The sequence below is a fragment of the Methanolobus sp. ZRKC4 genome (assembly GCF_045291305.1).
Classification (GTDB): Archaea; Halobacteriota; Methanosarcinia; order Methanosarcinales; family Methanosarcinaceae; genus Methanolobus.
Window position 1 is genome coordinate 3,021,737 of sequence record NZ_CP146983.1, and the last position, 22,621, is coordinate 3,044,357.

Genomic DNA, 22,621 nt, shown 5'->3' on the forward strand with positions numbered 1-22,621 from the left:
ATTACATTTTATTTGTCATTTTCTTCTTTCTTGTTCTTTTTCTTAGACCTCATATACAGAGGTGTACTGACAAGACCAAGAACAACAACACCACCGAACATAGTGGTTCCATTCAACTTTGATTCGGAAGCACCAACGTTCACTGTTGCCTTTAGGCCTTCTGAATACTGGCTCTCATCGTGCTTATCCGTATATTTTACTTCCGTGCTTATAGCGTAGGGCTTAATAGTAGCATCCTCTGCCACATTTACCTCGAAAGTTGCAGTCTTTGAATCCCCCGGATACATGTCACCAAGATATGCTTCATCATCTGTGGTAGTGAACGGATCGACAACACTTACCCTTGCGATACAATCATATGCGATATCGTCTCCTGTGTTGGCATATGTAATGTTAATGGTTTCCTTGTCACCTGCCTGGAGATCGGACTCGGTCTTTATAACCTTGAAATAAGGTTCATCCTCAACGACAACATCAATGTACATTGTCTGGTTCATTTCCTCGTACCAGTAGTATGTGTCACCGTATGGAGGAGTGACAGCAGAATCCTTTTGGTATCTGTAAGAGACATCCAGCTTCAAAGTATAGGTTCCAGCCTTTGCGCTGTCATATACTTCTATTGGAAACCCAGCAGGTTCTTCAAGTGATTTTCCTGAACTTATAGAACCCAGGAGCAATGTGTCTAACTGAATATCTATAGGAGTGTCCTGGTCAACAAGTGAAAGTGTTGCAGTTATGGATTCAGCCTTTGTAATCGCCCTGTCGGAAGCAAGTTCGCTTGCCATGAACGATCTGGTGAGAGCCTCACCGATCTGACCATCCCTGAAATCATCTTCTATCTCATCATCGTCGGCCTCGTATCCTGTGACCTGACCATCATTCATCAGGTTCACATACAGAACTGCTTCTTCTCCTCTCTCAAATACTTCATCGCAGGCGAGGTTAGCTTTCAAATGAGGAGAACCGTAAACATCATAATAATCGCTTGCAATTTCTGAAACAACATCCTCATCTATGCTTGCAGACACAACCTGCATACAGCTAAGTAACAGGAGTGCAATCGTAAGCAACTTTGCATTTTTAAGTGAAATCATATACTCACCTTGTTAATTTCTACATTTTTATCTGAATATTTATCTGATACTTTACGTCCTGATCTCCACAAATCCAGATTCACCATGATAGGTGGCAGGACAACGACTGTACTGAACAATGAAAAAGCCACAGCTATCACCGTAACTTTTCCAAAATCGCTTAACATTGGGAACGAAGATACTATGAGGGCTGAAAAACCGAATATTACGGTAGAACCTGATGCAATAATTGCCGGTCCTACTGAGGATGCAGCTCTTTCCATAGCATCATATGGTTCCATTCCTCGATCACGTTCCTCGAAGTAACGTTCAAGCATAAGTATTGTAAATTCGGCTCCAATACCTATTGCAAGAGCCCCAAGCGTAGCAGTCAGGGGATTATATGCCATATCAAGGAGATACATCACACCGCCTATCCATCCTGTGACCATTACAATTGGTAATATTGTGGATACGGCTTTCAACCAGTCCCTGTAGATGACAAGCATACCAAGGAAAATGATAGCCATTCCAAGATAACCCATCTGAGTCCTTCCTGATGTAAGAGCATCTATAATGGAAGTTGACATCACCTTTGAACCGGTGATTGTGACTGAAACCCCTGCCGGTGGAGTGTACCACTCAAGGTCATTCTCGACCAGATCAATTGTGGTTGTAAGCTGCTCTGTAGTAAGGTCACTCTCAAGCTGGAGGTTCATTACGGCAAGATTTCTACCTTCCAGGTACTGATCAGTGACAACTGTGGATATACTATCAGTAACTGAAGTGATCGTATCCTTATCAGAAGGTATTGAACCATAACTTGAATCGATCAAAGAACCGATACTACTTGATCCTGTAATATGACTATTGCCCTCTTCTTCCCGTTCCGAAAAATCTACCATCCATTGCAACACATCCGGGTCCAGAACATTATTGGCTTTGACAATGATGTTAATATTATCTATACCATTCATAACACTGGTCAGTTTGTTCAGGTCCTGCAAGGCCTGCATATCCTGCGGTACAAAATCCTTAGTCTCGGTCTGTACCCCTACGTGCTCATCAGCATACAGTCCTGCAACTGCAAGGATAGATGCCAGGGCAATGATGATCAAAGGTCGTTTTGCCGTGAACATCGCAACACTTGAGATCGTTCTTCCAATTACAGTCTCTGTTGGTTCTACCTGCTTTACAGGAGTAGATTTGACCGAGCAGCTGTTCTGCTTTTTTTCAGCCCGTCTGTCAAGTATGTACAATACAGAAACAAGAACGAACATAGCAGCAAGATAACAAAGGATTACCCCTACAAGGCTCATTTTTCCAAAGTCCTGTATCATCGGAACAGAGGATATGAGAAGAGCAATGAAACCCAGGCACGTAGCTACAACAGCAACACCCACTGCAGGACCGGTGTGTTTTATTGTGTCGATTATGGCGTCTTCGACACATTCACCTTTTGCAAGTTCTTCTTCCACACGGTTATGGAACTGGATCGCATAGTCTGCACCAAGACCTATAAGGATAGGGAATACTGCCATGGATGCCATTGTCATAGGTATATTGAGATAACCCATTGCTCCAAAGGTCCATACAAGACCTACCAGAACCACAGGAATTGGCATCAGACACCATCTGACGTGCCGGAACACCACCAGCAGAGCAAATATCATCAGAATGAAAGCAAGGAGTAACATGATCTGGAGGCTTGAGCTCATTTCCTCTGACATTGCTATCATGAATGCCGGATCACCTGTGGCAACAGCAGTAGTACCTGACGGGAAATCAACTACTTCAATTGCTCTTTCAACCTGAGAAAGAACTCTTTGTTTATTGCTCTCATCAATATTTCCAGGCATCTGAACCATGATAATGGTATGTGTTGTGTCAGGCATGAACTGGTCAACGTAAGCAGATGGTAATTGATCGATAATTGTCAGTATTTTGTCATCGTTGTTTGGTATTTCAGTACGCCCGGTCACGTAATAAGCTGTATCTTTGACCAGTGAGGCAAGGCTGACAACATTCTCAACGCCCTTATCCTGCTCGATAATACCGTCAAAATCATCAATTGCTTCCAGAACTTCAGATTCTCTTACATCATCAGAATCTACAAGTACCATTACAACTTCGCTTCCAAAATTAGTCTTATAGATGTGATCATAATTCTGGTAGAGCTCTGAATCTTTTTCAACAAAAGTGTCAGTTCCACTCTTATGCTCTATCAGGCCTGCACCCTGCAATGATACGAACATCAGGAGTATAGCTACGAGAATTATACCCTTGGGCCATTTTTCTATAAAAGCCCCTATTTTTTCAAATATTATTTTTGCAGACATGATAACTGTTAGTAAGACAATACTAACAAGATATATACTTGAGTAATTGCAGCAAGTAGTATTTATTAAAATAAATAATGAGAGCTTCCGGAAACTCAAACCATTAGCAAGAATAATGTTATTTAGAGATCAAATAATGCATGCTTGCTTGCAGAATGGATTATTGACTATTTGTTACTATGCTGATAAAAAGGCAAATAAAATTAGAAATAGGAAATGTTTGGAACCAAAACTGGTATGAAAGACGGTATATATGACCTTATAAGTAAATCCTGATGCCAGAAAAACCAAATAAAATAATGAAAGAAAAAAAGTAACTATTCAGCCTGATAAAAACACTATCAATAGCAATCTTGACAAAAAGTTGAGACCTACATTTTATTAGGATCATTAATTTTGATTGTTGCCATTGATTGCTTTTTTGATTCTTAGGTTGTTAGTGAGCAAACATCTCCGTTTTGATTAAATCAGTATCAATAGGCTAATTGTGGTAGGCTGAATAGTTACGAAAAAAAAAAAAAACAGACCGAAATATCTATTTCTGCCATCAGGTTTCTGCCTTCCAGTAAGCAATTATGAAGGAACCACAGAGAAAAATGAAAAATAAAATGAAGAAATGGTCAAATCATTCCTCTTGGTTGTTTGTGCTCAGGAAGTGCAGGTAATGCCATTGTATTAATAAGAATTGGACTCTCTACTTCCTTTGCACGTTCAAGCAGAAGTTCTTTGCCTTTTTGAGTTACTGCAAACAAGGGAACAGCGGTTCCAACCTGTGCAAGAGGCTTGATAACATCCCTTATAGCCTTTGATGCACAACCTGTGATGATATCAACATAATTAATGAGTTCAAGTGCATCCTCCCTGCTAAGACCTGTGGTATGTGCACCGATTATTATAAGCTCCAGATCAAGTTCAGCTTCAACTTCACGAAGTTTCTTTGCAGTATTTGGGTCAACGGCAGAAACTGCAATTCTCTTATAACCAAGTTGTGCTGCCTTCTCCACACCAGCTACCGGGTCGATAATTGCAGAAGATGGATCAAGGATAACTCCTCCCATCTCTCCGATTCCATTGATGATACCATCAATAGGCTCTGTTTCGACAAGTCCTGACATCCTGGCACTCATTCCCTGAACAAGGGTTGGGTTATTGGTGATAACGGTTCCTGCACCCTCACAAACGGTTACTGTCGTATCAAGAAAGTCTCTTCGAAGACCGGTCATCATAACTTCTGATGCCCCAAATCCAACAAAGACCTCATGCTCCAGTATCCTATCATCTGTGAACATGCCGAAATCCTTTATGCGGAATTCCATATTTTCCCTGACCGCATCTTTAGTGATTTTTTTTATTCCACGCATTTTATCAAATAAAGGACACCAATCGACCATAGGTTCCCCTACTTCTACCACTTTACCATCTTTTACAACAACTCTCGTCTTTCCTAAAAGTTCCATTACATGAGGCATATCCGTCACCTTTTAAATTTATATGATATGTATTTTTAAAGTTAAAATTCAACTAGCATCATCCACAATATCGGATGCATTCATATGCATAATTTCAATTAATTTTAGAATCTCTTTTCTTTGATCAACGTCAAATTTGAATAAGAGATTCTCCTCCCATTTCGTGAATATCTTCATCATTTCAGGTTCTATTGATTTTCCTTTCTCCGTCAGAAAAATACGATATGAGCGTCTATCATTTTCGTCGACCTGCCTTAAAATATAACCACCATCAATTAATTTTTTTATAGTTCTTGCAATTGTGGTCTTATCTACCTTTATTATCTGAGCAAGTGATCCCTGATTAATACCATCCATTTTGTAGAGGGGCATCAAAATACGGAGTTGTGCACCTCCAAAACCGTAGGGCTCCAATTCTTTGTCATAATATCTACGAGCATATCTGTGGAGATATGAAATGTGTTTTCCAACGAATTTAGTATACACAGTCTTATGCTCCCCTTTAATAGATTTTTTAAACTCTAATAGTTGTATGTGCAACTTACAATAGTTGTAGATACAACCATCTTTGTATAGCTGACGGTGAAATAAGAAAAACATCAACTTAACAAAAATCCGTTCTGTAGAACTACTCAAACAATTAAAATATATAATCTAATATACCTGTCAGGATTGTGCATGAATATTAACCATTTCATGGTTTCAATAGTTACGTGCATTGACAGGTTAAAGAAATCTAAAATCAGTTTCTTAAACCAACATTTTTAATATTATCGTTTGCTTTTCTAACACTTAAATATCTACATATTATATCCTTTCACATTCGAGGAACTTACGATGATCACTAAAGAAGAAGTAGAACACGTAGGCTGGCTCGCACGCATTGAGATTGCAGAGAGTGAATCCGATGCCTATGCAGAGAAGCTCAACTCCGTACTGGACTATTTCGGACAGCTTGACGAAGTTGATACCGAAGATGTAGCTCCCACATATCACGTTATGGACGTTGTAAACGTATTCAGAGAAGACGAAGTGACAGAATCCATGCCACAGGATGAAGTTCTCTCCAACACCGAGAACAAGAAGGAAGGCAACTTCAAGGTCCCCAAGATTATATGAGGTGAGAAGTATGGCAGCATGGACAGACATCTCTGGAATAAAACAGAAAATTGCGGAAAGTTCCGCAGAAGAGGTTACAGCAACCTACATCGAGGCCATCGGCAAGAGTAAGATAAATGGATTCACAACTGTATGGGACGAGGCAATAAATGTTGCTCGTGAAATAGACTCAAACGGCCACGAGGGACCACTTGCAGGTGTGCCTATTGCCATCAAGGATAATATTTCCACAACAGGACTTTCAACCACATGTTCATCTAAGATACTGCAGGGATATGTTCCTCCTTACGATGCACATGTAATTGAGAAACTCAAGGCTGCCGGTGCTGTGATACTCGGCAAGACCAATATGGACGAATTCGCCATGGGCACATCCACAGAGTCCAGCTACTACGGAGCAACCCTCAACCCCTGGGATAACGACAGGGTCCCCGGAGGCTCATCAGGCGGAAGTGCAGCAGTCGTTGCAGCAGGCGAGGCACCAATTTCCCTGGGTTCGGACACTGGCGGCTCAGTAAGATGTCCTGCAGCCTTCTGTGGTGTAGTCGGACTGAAACCAACATACGGATGCATCTCAAGGTACGGACTTATTTCTTATGCAAACTCCTTGGAGCAAATAGGGCCTCTTGCAACCAATGTGACTGACATTGCAACACTCATGGACATTGTTGCAGGCTATGATAACAGGGACAGCACATCAATCAACAGGGAGAACAACTACAGTGAAGCACTGAAAGATGATGTCAACGGGCTGAAGATCGGTGTTCCTGATGAGTATTTCGGAGAAGGAATTGACGAAGGTGTAGAAAAGGCAGTCTGGGATGCCATTGCAAAATACGAAGACATGGGAGCATCCTGGGAAAAAGTATCAATGCCACATACCAAGTACGCACTTGCATCTTACTATATTATAGCTATGAGCGAAGCATCATCCAACCTTGCACGTTTTGACGGCACAAGATATGGATTCCGTGCAGATGGTGACAACTGGCATGTGATGGCCTCAAAAACCCGTGCTGAAGGATTCGGTGACGAGGTCAAGCGCAGAATACTTCTGGGAACCTATGCATTATCAGCAGGTTATCATGACAAATACTATCTCAAAGCCCTCAAGGTCAGAACCCTTGTGAAACAGGACTTTGATAAAGCACTATCTGAAGTTGATGTACTCATGGCACCAACCATGCCAACACCTGCTTTCAAGATCGGTGAGAAGATCGATGACCCACTTTCATTATACCTTGCTGATGTCAACACCGTTCCAATCAACCTTGCAGGCGTACCATCCATATCCGTTCCATGCGGATTCTCAGATGGAATGCCTGTAGGATTACAGATAATAGGAAAGCACTTTGATGAGAATAATATCCTCAGGGCTGCTTACAGCTTCGAGCAGAATACAGATCATCATACAAAGAGACCAGGGGAGGTGGCATAATGGTTTACGAAAACCCCGACGGTGTCAGGATAGGACTTGAGGTCCACGTCCAGCTGAACAAGCTCAACACAAAGCTGTTCTGTGGCTGTTCCACCGACTACCACAACGACGAGCCAAACACCCATGTCTGTCCCGTATGCCTGGGACTTCCGGGATCACTACCTGTTATCAATGAAAAGGCAGTTGAATTTGCCATCAAAATAGGGCTCGCACTTAACTGCGAAATCGTAGGGCAGACCCAGTTCCACAGGAAAAACTACTATTATCCGGACCTTCCAAAGGGCTTCCAGACAACCCAGTATGATTTCCCTATTGCAGGCAATGGAAAAATTGTCATCGAAGGAGAAGATGGAGAACACGTTGTCGGCATCACCCGTGCCCACATGGAAGAAGACCCGGGAAGACTCCAGCACATAGGAACCATCGAGAAGTCCAAAGGAACACTCATCAATTACAATCGTTCCGGAATGACACTTATCGAGATCGTCAGCGAGCCTGACATGAGAAGCCCGAAGGAGGCAAGGCGATATCTGGACAAGCTCAGGAGCATCCTTGATTACCTTGATGTTTTCGATGGTGACCTGGAGGGTGCCATGAGAGTTGATGCAAACGTTTCCGTATTCTGGGGAGAACGTGTTGAGGTCAAGAACATCTCATCCTTCAAGGGAGCCGAAAGGGCACTGCTCTACGAAATAATGAGACAGAAAAACCAAGTCCGCCGTGGTGGAGAGATTGTTATGGAAACAAGGCACTTCGATGAGGCAAGAGGTGTCACGCTGTCCATGCGTACCAAAGAAGAGGAACACGACTACCGCTACTTCCCGGAACCTGACCTTGTGCCTATGAGAGTTGCCGACAGGGTACCTGCAATCCTGGAGACACTGCCGGAATTGCCGGATGCGAAACGCGAGCGTTTCCTGAAGCAGTACGAGATGTCCAACATGCATGCAAAGGCACTGACCTCACAGATAAAGGTCGCCAACTTCTACGAAGAGGTTGCAGCAAAAGTTGATCCCAAAGATGCAGCAGTCTGGGTTGCCGATATCCTCAAAGGAGAGCTCAATTACCGTGACCTTGGAATAGATGCTTTCACTGTGGAGGACATTGTCGAAGTAATAGAACTTGTAATAAATAACAAGATCACAGAGCAAAGCGGTGTTGAGATTATACGCACTATCCTTGACCAGGGTGGAAAGCCACAGGATATTGTAGAAGAAAAAGGCCTGCTCAAGGTTGAGGACGATATCGTGGCAAAAGCTGTGGAAGAAGCAGTTACCGAAAATCCAGAAGCTGTAGCTGATTACCTCGCAGGTAAGGAAAAATCCCTGAACTTCATCGTAGGCAAAGTCATGCAGAAGACAAAAGGGCGTGCAGATGCCCGTGAAGCAAGAGAAAAACTCATTGCAAAACTGAATGAATAAGATGGGGCTGAAACCCCATATCTATTTCTTTTTTAATTTGTTAATTATTACAGGTGCTTTGGTTCAACGTTCTCAAGGAATGCCTCACCACGTGGTGTGATAACGTAAGTCGTATCATCCTCTTTTTCAATATAGAGAGTATCTTCAAGCATATCAAGATTCAGCTTTGCCTGTACATTATTAAGGTCAAACTTGGCCTTGACCTCATCAAAGCTCATTTTCCCTTCACCCAGACTTTCAACAATGTGCCTGCGTACAGGATGCTGAAGTGCATTCAATCCCGCCTTATGGTCTTCGGTAGGATTTGCCTTGAGCTTTCCCTCTTTTTTTGCTTTCTCGTACCATTCATCACTTCTTTGTTTTAGGTCATCTGTTGGTTCAATACTCTCAAGATAGACCTCTGCGCGTGGTGTGATGACGTAGGTTGTTTCATCCTCTTTTTCAATGTAAAGGTTAGCTTCCAGCATGTTCAGATGCAGTTTCATCGGCATATCCTGCAGCTTGAACTCGGCCTTTAGTTCATCGAAGGTCATCTTCTTATCATTCAGGTGTTTGATGATATCTCTTCGAACCGGGTTCTGCAGGGTCTTCAGTTTTGCATTATGATCATCAGTAGGACTCTTATTGAGCTTACCCTCTTTCTTCATCCTATCATACCATTCCTGTCTTCTTTGCTCCAGATCATCATTTGTCATATCAATCGTTAATTATTAATGATGATACTTATTAAATAGTTTGTCCTGTAGAAACGATAATTAGCATGAGTATTTATACCATAGAAGACAGTGACAGAATAACTCAATAGGATACGAAATAGAACATGGATTTGCCAAAACAATTATATGTTTTGAACTTCATGTAAGCAGCCTATCATTATTCTAATTAATCACATTACAATGATCAGGTGAAAATCATGGGAAGATTTCCAGAAGCTGAAGATAGAATACTCAATAAGAAGATCTGTATGAAATGCAATGCACGCAATGCTATTCGTGCAACAAGATGTAGAAAATGCAACAACAAAAGCCTGCGTCCAAAATCCAAGGAATCCAGAGGCGGCTGATCTTTTCATGCAAGTGGAAAAGTACCTCAATGATATCGCAGAAAGCGAAGGTACAGTTCACTTGACACTTATCGACCCTGCATCCCAGTCTCCCGATGAAGCTGCAGAAATTGCTTTTGCCGCTGCCCAGGGTGGCACGGATGCTATTATGGTCGGTGGTTCCACAGGAGCCGGAGGTGTACTGCTTGACCAGACACTTCTTAAAATAAAAGAACAGACTGACAAACCTACAGTTCTTTTTCCCGGAAATGCAGCAGGAGTCAGCCGTTATGCTGACGCTATCTTTTTCATGAGCCTGCTAAACTCCCGGGACATTAGTTTCATAACAACCAACCAGGCAATGGGTGCCCCGGTGGTATACAGGAGTGGCATAGAACCCATCTCCATGGCATACCTTATAGTCGAGCCAGGAGGCACTGTTGGTTGGGTAGGGGATGCAAAGCTCATCCCAAAAAATAAGGCTGATATTGCAGTTGCCTATGCACTTGCAGGCAAGTACCTTGGAATGCACTATACCTATCTGGAAGCCGGATCAGGGGCTGATGAACCTGTAAGGCCGGAGATGATAGGTGCTGTCAAACACGTCCTCGGCGACAATAAACTGATAGTCGGCGGAGGTATACGTGACGGAGCTTCCGCAAAGAAATGCGCTCTTGCCGGAGCTGACATGATAGTCACAGGTACCGTTGTAGAGAAGAACTCCAATGTTACTGCCAAGATTGAAGAACTAGTATCAGCTATCAAAAACTAATTAAAGGGCTTTCCTTTTTCTTATATATTTTTCAGACCTGAACCATCCAAGGAGTTTTAACGATGCTTGAAGTATGCAATATCTCAAAAGAGTATGACTTCAAAAACGATAAAAAGCGTGTTCTGGACAACATAAGTTTCAGCGTTGCCGACGGGGAGATACTTGGAGTAACAGGCAAGAGCGGAAGCGGAAAAACTACCCTTTTGAAGATACTCCGTGGGACAGAAGATTTTGATTCAGGTTATTTTGAACTCGATGAACAAAGGATCGAGCCAAATGCAGACAAACAAAAACTTAAATTCCTTACAAATAACAGCGCAATACACCTTCAACGTAATTTCGGGCTATGGAACGGACCTGCCATTGAAAATATTATTCGCAGACTGAATGCTCTTACAGAAGGACACGAAGGCGTACCTGAACTTGATGCGCACAACTATGATGAGGTACAAAAAGAAGCCATGGAATACATGAGGCTCGTTGGTCTTGATGATAAGGCATTGCATTCTTCAAATCTCCTGAGTGGCGGGGAAAAACAGAGGCTTATTATAGCCCGCCAGCTCGCCGCAAAACCAAAAATGCTACTTCTTGACGAACCGGTAACCATGACAGGACCTGGTACGAAACAGGAGATACTAGATGTCATAAAGAATATGAAAGGCAGGCTAAACATCCCTATTGTTGTTGTTTCTCACCTTCCGGAAGTACACCTTTACCTTTCGGACAGGGTAGCATATCTGGAAGATGGAAAACTTCTGGAGATAGGAGAAACTGAAAAGGTTTTGAAGCATTTCCTCAAGGATATTGAAGAGCAAGTCCCACTACCAAAAAGAGATGATGAAGGCCCAATAATAAAAGTAACAGGACTATCAAACCGTTTTTTTATTTTAAGAGTCGGAGAAGTGCTTAAATTTGAAGATATCTCCCTTGATATAAACCGTGGAGAGATAACAGCACTTATAGGCCAGTCAGGTGCAGGTAAAACAACAATCCTGAAAATGATAGAAGGGTTGAGAACTCCGAAAGAAGGAAACATCAGCTACCTTCATGAAGGGGAATGGCTGAACATCCTTGAATTCACAAGACAGCGCCTGGATCTGCGCAAGAAGATCAGCATAATGCACCAGGAATTCACACTTTCACCTCACTCAACTGTCAGGGAACAGATGGCTTTCAAACTGCGTCTTAAAGGTGAAAGATCACTTTTATATGCCCGAAAGAGAGCTGCAGAGCTAGGCATATCAGATGAAGCTCTTGACATGCTTTACAGAATCACTGAAGTCAATGAAGACGAGAAAGACAAGGTTCTTAGGGAACTGAATATGTCTATCGACATATACTCCAAACTTTTCCCCCTGGTCACAAAAGAAGATGTTGACAAACATGCAGTAGGCGTATTCGAAGCTCTTGATCTTCCACTTTCAGTCCTTGACAAGACACCTTACCAGATAAGTGGAGGGGAGCATGTGCGTGCATACATCGCACTCGCCCTTGCAACAAACCCGGAAATACTGATTCTTGACGAGCCTTTCGGGGACCTTGATCCGGTAACTCTCAGGGATGTCACCAATTCCCTGAAAAGAATCAATGACACTTTTGGAACTACTGTGATCCTTGTAAGTCATCACATGGATTTTGTAAAAGAAGTTGCACATAGGGCAGTACTCGTCGACAATGGCAAGATAATAATGGATAGCAAACCTGAAGAAGTATGTAGCAGACTCATCGAAATGAGCAATGCGAGCTACCTTGAGCATGACATCAGTGAATTGATGAAGAACTGAAGGTTCTATTTTCTTTTTTTGTCTTTTATTTTTACTTACAAGGATTTGAAATATAACATCCAGGTTAAACCCTGTATCAATACTAATAGCTTTCAGAATAAGATTTTTATTGTAACACACGATAATTAATTAGTGGAGGTTTTAAATGAAAGACTTTTCAGAAATAACAGATATCTGGAAAAAGGCTGGCCTTTTAGGAATTGGAATGTGGGCGCTAACTGAAGAAAAATTCCAGGACATTACCGATGAGCTCATAGAAAACGGCGAGATGAAGAAAGAAGAAGGAAAGAAGTTCATACGCGATCTCAAAGATGAGCACAAAAAACAAAAAGAAGAGATGGAAAACAAAATATCATCCAAGGTTCAGGAAACCATGAACAAGGCTGACATTGCAACAAAAGATGAAGTCAGGGAACTCAAAGATATCATTCAAAAACTTGATGCAAAACTTGACAAGCTCACAGGTTCAGACGACGAAGAGAAGGATGTTTAACATTAAAAAGGAGGAGTAATCTTTAGCAAAAGCGATAACCTCTTTTTAATTTTTTCAAAGATACTTTATTCTTTGATCTATGACCAAACGGAGGAGAACCCGAATGCACCATTAGATGAATGGAGCATTTCTCCCACCAAACCCTACACCGGAGATATACTGGACATAGTAGGAAAAACAAGCCCTGGAGAAAACATAGGAATGACAGTTTCATTCACGATATACACTCCGGTCATTGACAATGAATATAGATATGTATTTGAGAATATTAGAATTCCTGGCGGTAGTAACAGTTTTCAAGTAAGGTCACAAAAAGTAGCGGACTTGAATTTTATCGTCCATATGTTCGTAGATTTTAAACGTAGCTTTGATGCTGAGAACGGAATTGCTGAATTCTTTGAAAAGAATGTGCCAGCCGGGAACTATGAAATTGCCGTAGAAGGAAACGCAATGGATGGCGAAAAGGAAGTAAAGATAGATTTTGTAGCCACCCAGACTATCAAAGCTGATATTGCAGGCAACTTTAGTCATAAATATGACACCAGTGCACTGCCTGATGGAGAATTCACTGTGAAGATAGGAGACAGTGAAAAAATAATCACGTTGATGCCTGCTAATTAAAGACAAAAAATAAAAAAGAGGAGATTATACTCCCTTTGCAGCCATTAATTTTATGAATTCCGTAGACTCCATCACCGGACAGCTCTCAATAAAGCATATGTCAGACCATGGAAGGTTGAATTCAGCAAATGCTTTTGCATCATCCGCTTCATATAATATGAAATACCTGCCACCGGAAATATCTACCCACTGATTGATTATGTTCACGCCGGCCGGTGGTCTTAACTGCTTGAAATGCTCAATTATCTTTTCACTGTTTTCAGGTTCCCATGTACTTATATCTAAAAATAACATCTTACCACTCCTTATTATTTCTTTTAGAACAAATCGCCAGATAATTTCTGACAATATTAACTTGGAAGAAGGAATTATATAACTGTCCCTCTAAATTTTAAAACACAGGTATCGACGATAATTTAATAATAAAGCCTACCATAAATAATAATACACCCAAACAAAAAAATCGAAGTCAAAGGAAGATAATGAGAAACCGCAAATTACACAGGTATTCAATGATAAAAAGATATGGAAAGATCGTTGATACGCTGATAAAATACGAGTTCGGGCACATCGCTGACAGGATGGGAATAGGTAATATCAGACCTTTAAGATCAAGGATCAAAAAACAGGAAAAGGTAATAAAAGACACCGATTCCAGACCCAAAAATGCCAGATTGATGCTGGAAGAACTCGGACCCACATATGTAAAGCTTGGCCAGATACTCAGCATGCGTCATGACCTTATACCTCCTGACTACATAAAGGAGTTTTCCAAACTTCAGGATGACATACAGCCCTTTGGAATTGAAAAAGTTGAAAGGCTCATCAGAGAAGAATTGGGCTCTGATATCAAGGACCTTTATGAGTCTTTTGAAAAAGAACCTATTGCTGCTGCTTCTATCGGCCAGGTCCATCGTGCAAAACTAAAAGGCGGTGACGATGTAGTTGTAAAGGTCCAGCGTCCGGGAATCAAGAAAACCATCGATGCAGACCTGGACATAATGTACAGTATCGCCGGCTTTGCAGAAGAGCATATTCCTGAAGCCCGGCTTTACAAACCTCTTGAAATCGTAGAAGAGTTTGAGCATTCCATCCATAATGAGATGGACTACACACAGGAAGGCAGGAACGCTGAGCGGTTTGCGCACAATTTCAAGGATGATCCGCACATATACATTCCTGAAGTCTACTGGGACTACACCAGTATGAAAGTCCTGACACTGGAGTACATTGATGGTACAAAAAGCACTTTGTTCGATGACTTTGCCGAATCGGGACTCGATAGAAAACAGATAGCTAATATTGTTATCGAAGCCTTTATGAAGCAGGTCTATGAGGACGGTTTCTTCCATGCGGACCTGCACTCAGGAAACGTGTTCATAATGAGCGATGGCAGGATAGCTCTCCTTGATTTTGGAATGGCTGGTTTTCTTTCTCATGATATGCGCAATCTACTCATTGACGAACTTATTGCAATCACCAAAGGAGACACAGCATTATACATTGAACTTTTAAGGGATCTTGGTTCCATAGGAGATAAAGTGGATATAGCATTGCTTAAGATCGACATTGATAACCTGTTGTACAAATACTATGGAAGGTCCTTAAGCCAGCTTAATACTGCACTGATACTGGAAGAAATGATAAATGTCCTGAGAAAATACCAGGTCAGAGTTCCTGCCAATGTTGCACTGCTATCAAAGGGTGCTATGACCATAGAAGGTTTTAGTAGCATAATGGACCCGCAGATAAATCTGACAATTGTAGCAGAACCTTTTGCAAAGAAGGCAATTAAGGACCGTATTCGGCTTACTAATATTGCAGGCAGCGCTTATAGGGACATTAGCAACTGGTCCCGTGTTCTTCACCGGGCACCTATGAAGATATCCCATGTACTGGATATCGCTGAGCGGGGTTACCTCAAACTGCGCTTTGAACCCCAGGGTTTTGACAGGGTAGTTGCTGAGATCGATGCGGCAAGCAATCGTCTTGCCTTTAGTCTTATCATTTCAGCCATAATCGTAGGATCATCCCTGGTAATTCAAACAGGAATGGCGCCACATATCTGGGGAGTTCCACTGCTTGGGGTCATCGGGTTTTTGATGGCAGGATTTTTGGGAATGTGGTTGGTAGTGTATATTCTTCGAACAGGAAGGATATGAATTTAACAGTACATCTTAAATAGACATAGAATATAACTAATACTTCGACTTCGTTGACAATAGCCATCAACAACCATCTTCGGTGAAAAAATGACTGACCCAAACGTTGAGAGAAAGCTTGTCGAAATTATGCGCATTATCAGTGAAAGTGACAAGCCAGTAGGTGCGCGCCTTATAGCTGACGAGCTCCACAATCGTGGTTATGCGATAGGAGAAAGAGCCGTAAGATATCATTTACGCATACTGGATGAAAGAGGATTCACTAAGAAACACGGATACATCGGACGCACTATAACCGAACGTGGCAAGAAGGAACTCAGTGATGCGCTTATAAGTGACAGGTTTGGTTTTGTTATTACCAAGATCGAAGAGCTGATGTATAAAGCAAACTATGACATGGAATCCGGCAAAGGCAATGTTATTGTCAATATAACAAACATTGACAAAAATGATTACGATAATGCCACAGACATTATAAGATATGCAATGGATCATGGTGCAACCATCAGCCCAAGAGTAGGAATTATTGAAGAGGATACAGACCTTGATATCTATGTGCCTGATGGAAAAGTTGCCATCGCCACTGTGTGTAGTATCACTTTTGACGGCTTACTTTTGAATAACGGTGTCCCTGTAGTCCCCATTTATGGCGGTCTTATGCAAATGGAAGACTATAATCCAACTGGTTTTCTGGACCTCATATCATATAGCGGTACATCCATTGACCCAATTAAGATATTCCTCAGGCGTAAATCAACGTCCATACTTGAAGCCATTGATACAGGCAATGGAAAGATGCTTGCAAACGTGCGCCAGATACCTGCATCTGCAGCCCAGAGGGCAGCAGAGATTATGGAAATGGCAAAAAAAGATGACATCAGCGGCCATATTACAATAGGTGACCAAGGAGAAGATGTTTTTTATGCACCTATAGAAAGAGGGAAGGTCGGCATCCCCGTAATGGTAGGAATAAATTCTGTTGCTGCTGTTGAAGAAGCCGGGATCAATGTAGATACACATCCGGTGTCAACTGTTATGGAATATAGCAAGATGAAGAGACTTTGATGGGATTGCTCAATACCTTCAACCAGATACGTATTATTTTTTACCGTATTTATTTACTTAGCATTGATAATGCCCCTTCCAAATTCAATGAAGAAGATACTATATGAAATCAAGTCCATTGACCCTGAACTTTTCATAGGTATAGTATCTGAAAATTGCTTTTTTAATCCCTATTGTACCAAGAGCGAGGATTTTCTCTATTGACCTTTCAATTTTGAACTGTCCAATCATAATTTTTGTAAAAACAGCAGACATACTCCCCACAAAAATAATACACATATAAAAACCAATTTATTGCTTGTAAACTTTTTTCATAATTCAACTGATATTAAGCTCTTACCCCAGCACACCACAAGAATATGAAGAATATGTGTGAAAAAAAGGGACTTCTATTATATTGCTTGAAATGAAAAATATCTAATGTGTGGGATTTATGATTTTTTGCTCAGTTTGGGCTCTAAATGTGCACAACATTCCATTAAAATTAAGTAATGAACAAAATAAAAATATTAAGTAATGTGCGCAAACCAAAATTTTTAAATATAATAAAGTCTACACATAGCATCCGTATTCCGATAGTTTTGACAAATAAAGGTGTGCATTTATGAACGAAACATCAAAGAAATATAATTCAAAGAAGATCTGGCAGTTCCTGCTGCTGGTCAGCGTAATATTTATGGCATTTATTGTCCCGGCATCTGCCGGTTCAATAGAAGAGAACAGCGTAGCAATCGAAAACCTTCAGATTGCACTTACTTTCATGTGGCTCCTGCTAGCCGGCGCAATTGTCTTCCTGATGCATGCGGGCTTTTCCCTGGTAGAGATAGGTCTTACCAGGACAAAGAATACTGCTAACATTCTCATGAAAAATTTTATGACAATCTCCCTTGGCATCATCGTATACTGGGCAGTAGGCTGGGGAATAATGTACGGGGCTGATTTTGCAGGACTGATTGGTATTGACCAGTTCTTCCTTATGGGTGCAGACAACGGACTATGGAACAGCTGGTGGTTCCAGATGGTCTTTGCAGCAACCGGTGCAACAATCGTTTCCGGTGCGATGGCTGAGAGGACTGATTTCAGGGCATATCTCATTTACACAATACTTATGGTAGCACTTATTTACCCTGTATACGGACACTGGGTATGGAGTGGTTCGGGAATACTCACAACTGGTTTCATCGTTGACGCAATTGGTGTTCCAATCCACGACTTTGCAGGATCAGGAGTAGTGCACTCAATCGGTGGATACTCAGCTCTTGCAGGCGTACTGCTGGTAGGCGCAAGAATCGGAAAGTTCAAGAACGGAAAGCCAATGGCAATTCCAGGTCACAGCCTTCCACTTGCATTCCTCGGTACACTTATTTTGGCATTCGGATGGGTAGGATTCAACGGCGGCAGTACACTCGATGCAAACGACCCATACGCAAATCTTGTAATTGTCAACACATTCCTTGCAGCAGGTGCAGGGGCAATCATAGTCATGATCATCACCTGGATAAAAACAGGGAAGCCTGATCCATCCCTTACCGCAAACGGACTTCTTGCAGGTCTTGTGGCAATCACGGCGCCATGTGGTTCAGTTGCTAACTGGGCAGCAATTGTCATAGGCCTTGTAGGTGGAATTATAGTTTACATGGGTGTAATGTTCAACGAAAACGTACTCAAGGTAGATGATCCCGTAGGTGCTATTGCAGTACATGGTTATGCTGGCAGCTGGGGGCTTCTTTCAGTAGGTATCTTTTCAATAGGAATGGGCAATGGAATACTTGCAGATGCAGTGTATGCTGCAGAAGGAGTGGGACTTATCTATGGTGGCTACGAACAATTCCTTATTCAAATAGTTGGAATAGTACTCAGCATAGTATGGGCATTTGGTATTTCACTCATAGTCTTCAAGCTGATCGATCTGGTAATAGGACTCCGTGTATCAGAAGAACATGAAATTGCAGGACTGGATGTTGTTGAACACGGTATCACTGCATATCCGGAATTCCTTATCGCAAAGGAGTGATTTAAATGAGGAAAATAGAAGCAATCATAAGGCCTACGAAGATTCACGAAGTAAAGGACGCACTGGAAGATGCAGGCTTTGAAAGTGTGACCGTAACCGACGTAAAGGGACGCGGAAAGCAGAAGGGCATCATGCAGCAGTGGAGAGGCAGGAAATACTGCGTAGACCTGCTTCCAAAAATCAAGATGGAAGTGGTTGTCAGCGACGATGACATGGACAAAGTTGTCGATATCATCATGAAGAACGCTGCAACCGGTTCAATCGGCGATGGTAAGATTTTCATCTATCCGGTGGAGAAGATACTCAGAATTCGTACAGGCGAAACCGACGGAGATGCGCTTTAAGCGCTTTCTTCTTCTTCTTTTATTTTTAAAAACATACTTACTTACATTACAGAACAATCACAGTGAGCCCCGGGAATTCAATATACCTATTCCACAGGATTCTGCAAGTCCAGTTGTCACAATGTATAGTATTTCCATAGTTTTCTGGGGCTCTTCCCTAATTCACTTTTACATTGTGCTTTTCTATTTTGAATTGATGGCTTTTCTGGTTACTTGTGGATTCTTATTTGAATCTTGTCTGAAAAAAGAAATTTTGAAGAATTCATCCAGTGCTACAACCCGAAAGACCGTCACAATCGCAAAGAGAACTGGAGCGAGGAAATCCAGAAGGGTATTTCCGCAGATTTAGCTACGATGATATCATAGCCAGGGATAAGACAAACCTTGATATCTTCTGGCTCAAGGACAAAAGCCTTGCAGACCTTGACAATCTTCCTGACCCTGATGTTCTTGCAAACGAGATAATAGAGAACATCGAAGCCTCACTTGAGAGTTTCAGGGAAGTAATGGACATTGTGAATGGGAACGCAAGCAGCGATCAGGCATATTACAAAGACATTCGTCCCAACACAAAATAGCACACACTTAATATAGTATATTTAATATAAATATACACGATATACTTGAAGCACCAAAATAAAATATTGATCGTTGATGATGAGAGGATCAACGTAGCACTTATTACATCATATCTTTCTGAGACTTACGATATAATTGCAGCCTCAAATGGTGAGGACGCGCTTAAAATCGTGAAAACAGAAAGTCCAGACCTCATACTGCTTGATGTAGTTATGCCCGGAATGGACGGGTTTGAAGTATGCAAAATAATCAAGCAGGACTACAAACTTGATTTTATACCCATTATAATGCTCACTGCCTTGACATCCAGGAATGATCATCAGAAAGGAATTGAAGTTGGTGCGGATGACTTCCTGAAAAAACCTGCTGATAAATTTGAACTTAACGAAAAGATAAGAGCCCTTTTGCGCATCAAAGAGCAGCATGATTCACTACTCACTGACCGCAACAAAGCATACGAATACCTAGATTGTGTCGGAGTATTGATAGCTGTTCTTGACAAAAATTACAAACTTATCCACATAAACAAAAAAGGTGCTGATATTCTTGGTTATAAACGAGAGAATATCATTAATAGAGACTGGTTGGACCTTTTTGTTGCAGAAACTTATGTAGAGCATGTAAAAAGCAAATATGACAAACTTCTGAAAAAAGGAAAATCCAATAGCCCTGAATACCATGAATATCCCATAATGACCCTCACCAGAAAAGAAAGACTGTTCAGGTGGTATGATTCAGTCCGGACTGATGAAGAACATAACATTACAAGCATCCTGATATCAGGAGAAGACATCACAGAGAAAAGAAAAGACGAGATCAAGTTGATGGAATATGCAAACAAGCTCAAGCATTCCAATGATCTGAAGGATCTTTTCACCGATGTATTACGCCACGATCTGCTAAATCCTGCAGGACTAATAAAGTCATTTACTGAGATACTTGAAGAAAAAAACCCCAGTGATGAACAAAAACGTATAATCGATAATATCAAGAAATCAAATTTAAAACTTATTGAACTTATCGAGGATGCAGCACATCTTGCAAAACTGGAATCAATGGAAGAGATGGTTTTTGTAAGAACAGAGCTTGGACCAATAATACGAGATACAATTGAAAGTTTTACACCGGAAATCGAGCATAAAGGGATTAAAGTGGACATGTTATCAGGTATTTCTTATCCTGTACTGGCCAATCCAATGATACAAGGTGTTTTTTCTAACCTGCTTTCAAACGCAATAAAATACAGCCCTGACAGTACAATTATTCGAATAAAAGTTGATGATGTTGGTGACAAATGGAAGGTGAATATTACCGATCAGGGAGATGGCATACCAGATAAAGACAAAGCAGCTGTTTTCGATCGTTTTAATAGATTGCATAAAGATAATATAAAAGGAAATGGAATCGGGCTTGCTATTGTAAAAAGAATCACGGACTTGCATGGCGAAAGTGTAGGAGTGAACGATAATCCGGAAGGAAAAGGAAGTATTTTCTGGTTCACATTAAAGAAAGCCCAGAAATAAAAACTTGAATTATAGCTTTGAATTAAGAAAAGATGCACATCAAATGACTATTGGGGATTCTAAACGACACCCTTTAAGTATTCCATAGCTGGAAACACAAAATGGTATAACAAAGTTCATTCCGACTTTTAGCCATGTAATGGTGGTTGCAGCTCCATTTAAAATAACATCACTTTGATTGATAGTTGACAAAAGTAAGCCGACAATAAGTGCCACTGGTAGACACGATTGAAGCGTCTTGCCATACAAAAATAGCTGGAACGCTTCGAACCAAGTCTTCCACTTAGCATTGTGTGAATTCGGATTCATAATATTTGTCAATATTTGTTATCTAAATGAGGAATTCTACAAAACCTAAAATTATTTTGTAGGCATGAAAGCAAGAGGTTGTTTTTCATAGTTTCTTTTCCCATATTTCTCACGGTGGGTTTCAAGAATTTCCTCCATTACATTTTTATTACCTTTCATTCTTAAAACAAGTTGTTCATCAACACCCTGTGAAAAAGGGCATGCAGACATACATACTCCGCAACTAGTTCCCATTCTGACCCACATTTCCATACAAGATGAAACATCATGTTTCCAATATTTTCGTCCATCTTCGCTCACAGAACTTTCATGGGAGATTGCTTTTGACGGACAGTTGTCTTCACAGCATCTGCATATTTCACAAAATTCATGTAAGCCAAAATCAATCATTTCATCTTCAATTAAAGGAAGATTTGTATGGACGGCAGCAAATTTTGTACGGTTTCCATATTTAGGATTTACAACTGCATTACATCTACCCATTTGACCGAGTCCTGCCTTTTCGCCTAAAAAGGAGAGGGGGGATTCATAAGAAGTGGAACTGTCTGTTATTGCATCGTATCCCATATCTTTGATATACATAACAAGTCTTGCTGCAACTTCGGAACTCTTAGCGTATCCCAACATTGTAGACATTAATAGTTCCTTATTGGGTCCACGGTTAATGTAGTCCAATTCTAATGGTGCTGCAAATACGATTGCATACTCGAATATGTGCTCAACTTTTTCTCCATACTCATATGATTTTTTATTAGAACCTCTATGTGTGTATAAATCACCAGGTTCCACCTTAGTAATACCAACTACATCTATACCTGATAATTTCACAAATTCTTTTAGCAGGATTGACATCGTTTTAGCAGGAATTTTCCTTTTTTTGGAATTTACTGGCATATTGTAAGCCTGGTCATCTATTTCGGCTGCAATTCTTTGGTATTCCTGCATTAATTGAATACTAGCATATTCATGATCAGATACATCTTCTCCCATTCCCATAAATGGATTCGAAGGTTTCCCTTCCGATTTATCTTTATCTGGCATTCCCTTTCCAATT

23 protein-coding genes are annotated in these 22,621 nt (G+C 41.1%); 14 read left to right on the forward strand and 9 right to left on the reverse strand.

What is annotated here, in order from left to right; translation table 11 throughout:
- Positions 1 to 8 precede the first annotated feature (8 nt).
- The 4 genes from V7O67_RS14855 to V7O67_RS14870 all read right to left on the reverse strand — a co-directional run bounded on the left by V7O67_RS14855 (position 9) and on the right by V7O67_RS14870 (position 5,367).
- Positions 9 to 1,094, reverse strand: coding sequence for a hypothetical protein (locus V7O67_RS14855; protein ID WP_342304100.1), 1,086 nt, complete (start codon positions 1,092 to 1,094; stop codon positions 9 to 11).
- Positions 1,091 to 3,412 (reverse strand): RND family transporter, encoded by a 2,322-nt coding sequence (locus V7O67_RS14860; RefSeq protein ID WP_342304098.1) that lies wholly within the window; start codon positions 3,410 to 3,412, stop codon positions 1,091 to 1,093. The genes V7O67_RS14855 and V7O67_RS14860 overlap by 4 nt, the downstream gene beginning before the upstream one ends.
- A 620-nt stretch (positions 3,413 to 4,032) precedes the next feature.
- The gene (locus V7O67_RS14865) at positions 4,033 to 4,881 is read right to left on the reverse strand and encodes a methanogenesis marker 8 protein (RefSeq protein ID WP_342304097.1); all 849 of its coding nucleotides are present in this window, start codon (positions 4,879 to 4,881) and stop codon (positions 4,033 to 4,035) included.
- A gap of 48 nt (positions 4,882 to 4,929) precedes the next feature.
- Complete coding sequence (locus V7O67_RS14870) at positions 4,930 to 5,367, reverse strand: MarR family transcriptional regulator (protein ID WP_342304096.1); 438 nt, start codon at positions 5,365 to 5,367, stop codon at positions 4,930 to 4,932.
- Between the two features lie 351 nt (positions 5,368 to 5,718).
- On the opposite strand from V7O67_RS14870, the gene gatC reads away from it, so the two are divergent.
- From gatC to gatB, 3 genes are read left to right on the forward strand one after another with little or no spacing between them, the layout of a single operon-like run.
- Positions 5,719 to 6,000, forward strand: a complete 282-nt coding sequence (gene gatC / locus V7O67_RS14875) for an Asp-tRNA(Asn)/Glu-tRNA(Gln) amidotransferase subunit GatC (RefSeq protein WP_406655529.1) — start codon at positions 5,719 to 5,721, stop codon at positions 5,998 to 6,000.
- 10 nt (positions 6,001 to 6,010) lie between these two features.
- The gene (gene gatA / locus V7O67_RS14880) at positions 6,011 to 7,438 is read left to right on the forward strand and encodes an Asp-tRNA(Asn)/Glu-tRNA(Gln) amidotransferase subunit GatA (protein ID WP_406670394.1); all 1,428 of its coding nucleotides are present in this window, start codon (positions 6,011 to 6,013) and stop codon (positions 7,436 to 7,438) included.
- A complete protein-coding gene (gene gatB / locus V7O67_RS14885) occupies positions 7,438 to 8,859 on the forward strand; it encodes an Asp-tRNA(Asn)/Glu-tRNA(Gln) amidotransferase subunit GatB (RefSeq protein ID WP_406670395.1) in 1,422 nt (473 codons plus the stop codon). Before gatA ends, gatB begins: the two co-directional genes overlap by 1 nt.
- Positions 8,860 to 8,906: 47 nt before the next feature.
- Here the strand turns inward: gatB and V7O67_RS14890 are convergent, their stop codons facing one another.
- Positions 8,907 to 9,554: a hypothetical protein gene (locus V7O67_RS14890; RefSeq protein WP_406670396.1), complete on the reverse strand. Its 648-nt coding sequence runs from the start codon at positions 9,552 to 9,554 to the stop codon at positions 8,907 to 8,909.
- 218 nt (positions 9,555 to 9,772) lie between these two features.
- Between V7O67_RS14890 and V7O67_RS14895 the strand changes: the two genes are divergently transcribed.
- The 5 genes from V7O67_RS14895 (at position 9,773) to V7O67_RS14915 (ending at position 13,571) form a co-directional block, all read left to right on the forward strand.
- Positions 9,773 to 9,922: a 50S ribosomal protein L40e gene (locus V7O67_RS14895; protein WP_406655538.1), complete on the forward strand. Its 150-nt coding sequence runs from the start codon at positions 9,773 to 9,775 to the stop codon at positions 9,920 to 9,922.
- A 7-nt stretch (positions 9,923 to 9,929) separates the two neighbouring features.
- A complete protein-coding gene (locus tag V7O67_RS14900; RefSeq protein WP_406655539.1) occupies positions 9,930 to 10,673 on the forward strand; it encodes a geranylgeranylglyceryl/heptaprenylglyceryl phosphate synthase in 744 nt (247 codons plus the stop codon).
- A 62-nt stretch (positions 10,674 to 10,735) separates the two neighbouring features.
- Entirely contained in the window at positions 10,736 to 12,457 is a 1,722-nt protein-coding gene (locus V7O67_RS14905) for an ABC transporter ATP-binding protein (protein WP_406670397.1), read from the forward strand.
- Positions 12,458 to 12,602: 145 nt separating this feature from the next.
- Positions 12,603 to 12,950, forward strand: coding sequence for a phasin family protein (locus tag V7O67_RS14910; RefSeq protein ID WP_406670399.1), 348 nt, complete (start codon positions 12,603 to 12,605; stop codon positions 12,948 to 12,950).
- Positions 12,951 to 13,022: 72 nt separating this feature from the next.
- On the forward strand, positions 13,023 to 13,571 hold the full coding sequence (locus V7O67_RS14915) for a hypothetical protein (RefSeq protein ID WP_342304087.1): 549 nt from the start codon (positions 13,023 to 13,025) through the stop codon (positions 13,569 to 13,571).
- Between the two features lie 24 nt (positions 13,572 to 13,595).
- Here the strand turns inward: V7O67_RS14915 and V7O67_RS14920 are convergent, their stop codons facing one another.
- Complete coding sequence (locus V7O67_RS14920) at positions 13,596 to 13,865, reverse strand: DUF3303 domain-containing protein (RefSeq protein WP_406655543.1); 270 nt, start codon at positions 13,863 to 13,865, stop codon at positions 13,596 to 13,598.
- Between the two features lie 218 nt (positions 13,866 to 14,083).
- Between V7O67_RS14920 and V7O67_RS14925 the strand changes: the two genes are divergently transcribed.
- Both V7O67_RS14925 and V7O67_RS14930 read left to right on the forward strand, forming a co-directional pair.
- A complete protein-coding gene (locus V7O67_RS14925) occupies positions 14,084 to 15,733 on the forward strand; it encodes an ABC1 kinase family protein (RefSeq protein ID WP_406670401.1) in 1,650 nt (549 codons plus the stop codon).
- Positions 15,734 to 15,823: 90 nt separating this feature from the next.
- Positions 15,824 to 16,798: a DUF128 domain-containing protein gene (locus V7O67_RS14930; RefSeq protein ID WP_342304084.1), complete on the forward strand. Its 975-nt coding sequence runs from the start codon at positions 15,824 to 15,826 to the stop codon at positions 16,796 to 16,798.
- Between the two features lie 99 nt (positions 16,799 to 16,897).
- Here V7O67_RS14930 and V7O67_RS14935 read toward each other — a convergent pair whose 3' ends face one another.
- Positions 16,898 to 17,053, reverse strand: a complete 156-nt coding sequence (locus V7O67_RS14935; RefSeq protein ID WP_406670403.1) for a hypothetical protein — start codon at positions 17,051 to 17,053, stop codon at positions 16,898 to 16,900.
- A 421-nt stretch (positions 17,054 to 17,474) separates the two neighbouring features.
- On the opposite strand from V7O67_RS14935, the gene V7O67_RS14940 reads away from it, so the two are divergent.
- The 4 genes from V7O67_RS14940 to V7O67_RS14955 all read left to right on the forward strand — a co-directional run bounded on the left by V7O67_RS14940 (position 17,475) and on the right by V7O67_RS14955 (position 21,258).
- Positions 17,475 to 18,812: an ammonium transporter gene (locus V7O67_RS14940; RefSeq protein WP_406658264.1), complete on the forward strand. Its 1,338-nt coding sequence runs from the start codon at positions 17,475 to 17,477 to the stop codon at positions 18,810 to 18,812.
- Positions 18,813 to 18,817: 5 nt separating this feature from the next.
- Positions 18,818 to 19,156, forward strand: a complete 339-nt coding sequence (locus V7O67_RS14945; protein WP_406655546.1) for a P-II family nitrogen regulator — start codon at positions 18,818 to 18,820, stop codon at positions 19,154 to 19,156.
- 269 nt (positions 19,157 to 19,425) lie between these two features.
- On the forward strand, positions 19,426 to 19,734 hold the full coding sequence (locus V7O67_RS14950; protein WP_342304080.1) for a hypothetical protein: 309 nt from the start codon (positions 19,426 to 19,428) through the stop codon (positions 19,732 to 19,734).
- 45 nt (positions 19,735 to 19,779) lie between these two features.
- Positions 19,780 to 21,258: a response regulator gene (locus V7O67_RS14955; protein ID WP_406670405.1), complete on the forward strand. Its 1,479-nt coding sequence runs from the start codon at positions 19,780 to 19,782 to the stop codon at positions 21,256 to 21,258.
- A 39-nt stretch (positions 21,259 to 21,297) separates the two neighbouring features.
- Here V7O67_RS14955 and nrtS read toward each other — a convergent pair whose 3' ends face one another.
- Positions 21,298 to 21,567, reverse strand: a complete 270-nt coding sequence (gene nrtS / locus V7O67_RS14960) for a nitrate/nitrite transporter NrtS (RefSeq protein ID WP_406670406.1) — start codon at positions 21,565 to 21,567, stop codon at positions 21,298 to 21,300.
- Between the two features lie 51 nt (positions 21,568 to 21,618).
- Complete coding sequence (locus tag V7O67_RS14965) at positions 21,619 to 22,608, reverse strand: 4Fe-4S dicluster domain-containing protein (protein WP_342304078.1); 990 nt, start codon at positions 22,606 to 22,608, stop codon at positions 21,619 to 21,621.
- Positions 22,609 to 22,621 lie beyond the last annotated feature (13 nt).

Coding starts and splice junctions, on each gene's coding strand:
- V7O67_RS14855 (WP_342304100.1), bottom strand. CDS start 1,094: ATGATTTCACTTAAAAATGCAAAGTTGCTTACGATTGCACTCCTGTTA.
- V7O67_RS14860 (WP_342304098.1), bottom strand. CDS start 3,412: ATGTCTGCAAAAATAATATTTGAAAAAATAGGGGCTTTTATAGAAAAA.
- V7O67_RS14865 (WP_342304097.1), bottom strand. CDS start 4,881: ATGCCTCATGTAATGGAACTTTTAGGAAAGACGAGAGTTGTTGTAAAA.
- gatC (WP_406655529.1), top strand. CDS start 5,719: ATGATCACTAAAGAAGAAGTAGAACACGTAGGCTGGCTCGCACGCATT.
- gatA (WP_406670394.1), top strand. CDS start 6,011: ATGGCAGCATGGACAGACATCTCTGGAATAAAACAGAAAATTGCGGAA.
- gatB (WP_406670395.1), top strand. CDS start 7,438: ATGGTTTACGAAAACCCCGACGGTGTCAGGATAGGACTTGAGGTCCAC.
- V7O67_RS14890 (WP_406670396.1), bottom strand. CDS start 9,554: ATGACAAATGATGATCTGGAGCAAAGAAGACAGGAATGGTATGATAGG.
- V7O67_RS14895 (WP_406655538.1), top strand. CDS start 9,773: ATGGGAAGATTTCCAGAAGCTGAAGATAGAATACTCAATAAGAAGATC.
- V7O67_RS14900 (WP_406655539.1), top strand. CDS start 9,930: ATGCAAGTGGAAAAGTACCTCAATGATATCGCAGAAAGCGAAGGTACA.
- V7O67_RS14905 (WP_406670397.1), top strand. CDS start 10,736: ATGCTTGAAGTATGCAATATCTCAAAAGAGTATGACTTCAAAAACGAT.
- V7O67_RS14910 (WP_406670399.1), top strand. CDS start 12,603: ATGAAAGACTTTTCAGAAATAACAGATATCTGGAAAAAGGCTGGCCTT.
- V7O67_RS14920 (WP_406655543.1), bottom strand. CDS start 13,865: ATGTTATTTTTAGATATAAGTACATGGGAACCTGAAAACAGTGAAAAG.
- V7O67_RS14925 (WP_406670401.1), top strand. CDS start 14,084: ATGATAAAAAGATATGGAAAGATCGTTGATACGCTGATAAAATACGAG.
- V7O67_RS14930 (WP_342304084.1), top strand. CDS start 15,824: ATGACTGACCCAAACGTTGAGAGAAAGCTTGTCGAAATTATGCGCATT.
- V7O67_RS14935 (WP_406670403.1), bottom strand. CDS start 17,053: ATGTCTGCTGTTTTTACAAAAATTATGATTGGACAGTTCAAAATTGAA.
- V7O67_RS14940 (WP_406658264.1), top strand. CDS start 17,475: ATGGCATTTATTGTCCCGGCATCTGCCGGTTCAATAGAAGAGAACAGC.
- V7O67_RS14945 (WP_406655546.1), top strand. CDS start 18,818: ATGAGGAAAATAGAAGCAATCATAAGGCCTACGAAGATTCACGAAGTA.
- nrtS (WP_406670406.1), bottom strand. CDS start 21,567: ATGAATCCGAATTCACACAATGCTAAGTGGAAGACTTGGTTCGAAGCG.
- V7O67_RS14965 (WP_342304078.1), bottom strand. CDS start 22,608: ATGCCAGATAAAGATAAATCGGAAGGGAAACCTTCGAATCCATTTATG.